The 4,914-nt window shown below is 56.1% G+C and carries 5 protein-coding genes; 4 read left to right on the forward strand and 1 reads right to left on the reverse strand.

Going from position 1 to position 4,914, the window contains the following annotated elements:
- Nucleotides 1-140: 140 nt before the first annotated feature.
- Entirely contained in the window at nt 141-1,040 is a 900-nt protein-coding gene (locus RDN66_RS12230; protein WP_035897671.1) for a LysR family transcriptional regulator, read from the reverse strand.
- 92 nt (nt 1,041-1,132) lie between these two features.
- On the opposite strand from RDN66_RS12230, the gene RDN66_RS12235 reads away from it, so the two are divergent.
- From RDN66_RS12235 to RDN66_RS12250, 4 genes are all read left to right on the forward strand, one after another.
- Entirely contained in the window at nt 1,133-1,618 is a 486-nt protein-coding gene (locus RDN66_RS12235; RefSeq protein ID WP_227675088.1) for a cyclophilin-like fold protein, read from the forward strand.
- A gap of 127 nt (nt 1,619-1,745) precedes the next feature.
- Entirely contained in the window at nt 1,746-2,960 is a 1,215-nt protein-coding gene (locus RDN66_RS12240; RefSeq protein WP_202215951.1) for an MFS transporter, read from the forward strand.
- Nucleotides 2,961-2,976: 16 nt separating this feature from the next.
- Nucleotides 2,977-4,023, forward strand: a complete 1,047-nt coding sequence (locus RDN66_RS12245) for an NAD(P)-dependent alcohol dehydrogenase (RefSeq protein ID WP_202215950.1) — start codon at nt 2,977-2,979, stop codon at nt 4,021-4,023.
- Nucleotides 4,024-4,039: 16 nt separating this feature from the next.
- Nucleotides 4,040-4,914, forward strand: an 875-nt coding sequence (locus tag RDN66_RS12250; RefSeq protein WP_308537881.1) for an alpha/beta hydrolase, incomplete at its 3' end; no start/stop codon positions are given.

Raw genomic sequence — 4,914 nt, forward strand, 5'->3', positions numbered from 1 at the left:
GTACGACGAAGCGAAATATTTGCTGGCACTGGAAGCGCGAAAGTCGCCCTTACTGAAGCCATAAAAAACTTGTCGAATGTCTCAGGGCGTGAAGCGGACGTTCACGTCCGTTCTTGAAATATTGGCCCGATAATTCAGCGTTAAATTTTCCGGTTAATACGCAACGCATCCACAACGAGTGAAAACGCTGGGGAAGGCTGTTTACGACTGGGATAATAAAGATAGTAGCCGGGAAAAGGACGGCACCATTCTTCAAGCACGCGGATCAGTTTTCCTTCCTGCAGATGTGTGCCGAACTCCTCTTCAGGTAAAAAGGCAATGCCCAGTCCGGCAAGAGCTGCGTCAACGACGTGTTCCGATGTGTTAAACGTCAGTTGCCCTTCAACCCGAACGTGAAATTTACCGTTTTCCTGCTCAAACTCCCAGGCGTAAATTTTCCCCGATTGAACCATGCGCTCATTAATACAGCAGTGTTGCATCAGATCGCGTGGCGTCTGAGGGGCGGCGCACCGGGCGAAATACTCAGGGGAAGCTACAGCCGCCATGCGCAGTTTCGGGCCAATGGGTACGGCTATCATATCTTTGTCGATAGTGTCTCCGAGCCGCACGCCGGCATCAAAACGATCCGCAACGATATCCCGGAAGCCGTGGTTGGCATCAAACTCAATATGAATATCAGGATATTCGCGTAACAGTGGTGTCAGCTTTGGCAGCAGTGTGGTCTTCAGAACATTAGGTCCACATGTAATACGGACGGTCCCGGCAGGTTTATCACGCAGTGCCGTCAGCATGTCCAGCTCGGCTTCAATCTCATCAATACGATGTCCCACAGACTGCAGCAGGCGCTCCCCGGCAGCCGTCACTGACACACTACGCGTGGTCCTTGTCAGCAGGCGGATTTGCATCCGCTCTTCCAGCCCGGAAATCGCCTGGCTCAGTGCGGGCTGGGTCACGCCGAGCTGGGCGGCAGCGCGCGTAAAGCTGCCCTCACGCGCCACGGTGACGAAAGAGAGTAAGTCGTTGAGATTGCGTCTGGCCATGCTCGTTTCCGGTCCATTTCTAAATTTTACTTATAAGGGTATTAAGTATTCATTAGCTAGTTAACCCGCTGCATATTGGTAACAATAATGCGATGAAAAAGTCAACGCTAACCCTTATGCAAAACGCTTACCGCAGAACATCACTGCTGCTCCTTGCCGGCCTGCTTTTCGTCACGCAGTCCGCTATGGCGGGTGACAACGACTGGGGAGTGGCGCAGGAGGCGCTTATGAAAATTGAGATCATTGTGGAGGGAGAAACCGCCACCGCCACCCTCTTTGATACGCCGACAGGCCGGGACTTTGCGTCTTTGCTTCCCCTCAGCCTGACGCTGGAAGACTATGACGATATTGAGCGTATAAGCTACCTGCCGCGCAGGCTTTCCACGGTGCAGGCACCGGACGGCATGACGCCGGAAGCCGGAGATATCACTTACTACGTGCCCTGGGGCAACCTGGCGATTTTTGCCCGGGGCAGGGCTTACGCCCGTTCACTGATCCCGTTAGGGAAAGTGGATTCCGGACTGCCGGTCCTGCAGCGCCACGGACCTCTTGCGGTGCAGATCAGGGTCGCCAACTGACCCGCAGCACCTTCCGTACCGCGATTATCCCTCTTATCCCGTCCCCGTATGCCGTTTCAGCTCTTCCTGCAGCGCTGAAAGCTCCGGGGCACAGACTTCATGTTATCTACTGAAAAGAAATCCCTGAATGAGTAATAAGACAGACGAAAACAGAAAAAAAACCGGAAGCGGGAAACAGTCTGCGCACTGGAGTGGTGTCTTTGCCATGACGCTGTGCGTCTTCGCCCTGATCGCCTCCGAATTCATGCCGGTCAGCCTGCTGACACCGATGGCGCAGACCCTTCGTGTCACCGAAGGCATGGCCGGACAGGGCATCGCTATTTCCGGGGCATTTGCAGTGGTAACCAGCCTGTTTATTTCCGTGCTGGCAGGCACGCTTAACCGGAAAACTCTGCTGCTCGGCCTGACCTGCATTATGGCAATTTCCGGTGCTGTTATTGCGATGGCACCCAATTACCTGACCTATATGGCGGGCAGGGCCCTGATTGGCATTGTGGTCGGCGGGTTCTGGTCGATGTCGGCCGCGACGGCAATGCGTCTGGTCCCAGTACATCGTGTTCCGCTGGCGCTGGCTATTTTCAACAGCGGCAATGCTCTGGCTACCGTCGTGGCTGCCCCTCTGGGCAGCTGGCTCGGATCGGTTGTTGGCTGGCGGGGCGCCTTCTTCTGCCTGGTGCCGGTCGCCATCATCGCGTTTGTCTGGCAATTACTCAGTCTGCCTTCCATGTCGGTCACCCGTCAGGCGGCGGCTTCCCGCAACGTTTTCACGCTGTTTCGTCGCCGGGTGGTCACGCTGGGCATGCTGGGTGTGGGGATCTTCTTTATGGGGCAATTCACGCTCTTTACCTACATCAGGCCTTTCCTTGAGACGGTGACGCGGGTGGATGACGCAACGGTGACCCTGGTCCTGCTGGTTATTGGTGTCGCGGGTTTCATCGGCACTACGCTGATTGGCCGGGTGTTGAAACGCGGGTTCTACCCGACCCTGATGGCCATCCCGGTACTGATGGCCATCACCGCGCTGGCACTGATTGCCTTCGGCAGTCAGGTAGCCATCGTGACGGCGCTGCTTGGGCTGTGGGGGATGATTTCCACTGCCGCGCCGGTGGGATGGTGGGCATGGGTTCCGCGTACCTTCCCGCAGAATGCCGAAGCGGGCGGCGGACTGATGGTGGCGATGGTGCAGCTGTCCATTGCTCTCGGTTCGACGGTGGGCGGCCTGCTTTTCGACCATCACGGCTACCAGAGCACCTTCCTGGCCAGCGCCGCGATGCTGATTATCGCAACCGTGCTGATCTTTCTGACCTCGCGGGCAGACACTTCTGCCGCAGACCATTCATAAACCCAGGAGTAATGCCATGACAGTTAAAGCTTACGGTGCCCATGCGGGCACACTGCCGCTGGAGCCGATGGATATCACCCGTCGCGCCCCCGGTGCCCATGATGTGCAGATTAATATCGCGTACTGCGGAGTCTGCCATTCGGATATCCACCAGGTACGCGCTGAATGGGCTGGAACGCTCTATCCCTGCGTACCGGGACATGAAATTGTCGGTCGTGTAGTGGCCGTTGGCGATCACGTCTCCGGTTTTTGTGCAGGGGACCTGGTGGGGGTCGGCTGCATTGTCGACAGCTGCCGGCACTGCAGTGACTGTGACGACGGACTGGAGAATTACTGCGACCATATGACAGGGACATACAATTTCCCGACGCCGGATGCGCCGGGCCACACGCTGGGCGGATATTCGCAGCAGATTGTGGTGCATGAGCGCTATGTCCTGCGCGTCACTCACCCAGAAGAGCAACTAGCCGCCGTGGCTCCGCTGCTGTGCGCAGGGATCACAACGTACTCACCGCTGCGTCACTGGCAGGCGGGCCCCGGCAAAAAGGTCGGCGTGGTCGGTATCGGTGGACTGGGGCATATGGGGATCAAGCTTGCGCACGCCATGGGCGCGCATGTCGTGGCCTTTACCACGTCTGAGTCCAAACGTGACGCCGCCAGAGCGCTTGGTGCAGATGAGGTGGTGGTCTCCCGTCATGCCAGCGAAATGGAAGCCCATGCAAAGAGCTTCGATTTTATCCTCAACACCGTTGCTGCGCCGCATAACCTCGATGTGTTCACTGCGCTGCTGAAACGCGATGGCACGATGACCCTGGTGGGTGCGCCGGCCACGCCGCATGGCTCGCCAGAAGTGTTCAGCCTTATCATGAAGCGCAGATCGATTGCCGGATCGATGATTGGCGGCATTCCTGAAACGCAGGAGATGCTCGATTTCTGCGCCCAACACGGCATTGTCGCCGACATTGAGCTTATCCGCGCCGACCAGATTAACAATGCCTATGAGCGCATGCTCAGGGGCGATGTGCATTACCGGTTTGTCATTGATAACGCCACCCTGGCTTAATGATAAGGAGATCATCATGAAAAAATTTACGTTAGCGCTGGGGCTGTTGATCAGTGCATTTGCTTCCTCTGCGACGGATATGTCCCGTGGGGCCGATAATTTTTATAAAAGCGATAAGGTGACGCAGCAAAAAGTCACCTTTAAAAACCAGTATCAGATGGCCGTGGTCGGCAACCTGTTTATCCCGAAAACGATGAGCCAGAACACCCGACACCCGGCGATCGTCGTTGGTCACCCGATGGGAGCCGTTAAGGAACAGAGTTCAAATCTCTATGCGCAGAAGCTGGCGGAGCAGGGTTTTGTCACGCTGGCTATCGATCTCTCTTTCTGGGGAGAAAGCGAGGGCAAACCGGGGCACCTGATTTCACCGGAAATCTACACAGATGATTTCAGCGCGGCGGTTGATTATCTGAGCACACAGCCGTTTGTCGATCCAGAAAACATTGGCGTGCTGGGTATCTGCGGCAGCGGAAGTTTTGTTATCAGTGCCGCCAAGATTGACCCGCGTATGAAAGCCATTGCCACGGTCAGCATGTATGACATGGGGAGCGCGTTCCGTAATGGCCTTAATCATTCCCAGACGGGAGAACAACGTAAGGCCTTTATCCAGTCAGCCATTGAGCAACGGTTAGCCGAGTTTAAGGGCGGCGAGACGGCTTATATCCCTGGCACCGTGAACAAACTGGATGACTCCACACCGGATATTCAGCGCGAGTTCTTTGATTTCTACCGCACCGAACACGGCGGCTATACCCCACAGGGTCAGAAAGAGGAACTGACGACGAAACCGATGCTGAGCAGTATTGGCAAGTTTATGAACTTCTATCCGTTCAACGATATTGAAACCATCTCGCCGCGCCCGATGCTGTTTATTACCGGCGATCAGGCTCA

This window comes from uncultured Kluyvera sp. (assembly GCF_902485085.1).
Taxonomy (GTDB): domain Bacteria; phylum Pseudomonadota; class Gammaproteobacteria; order Enterobacterales; family Enterobacteriaceae; genus Kluyvera; species Kluyvera ascorbata.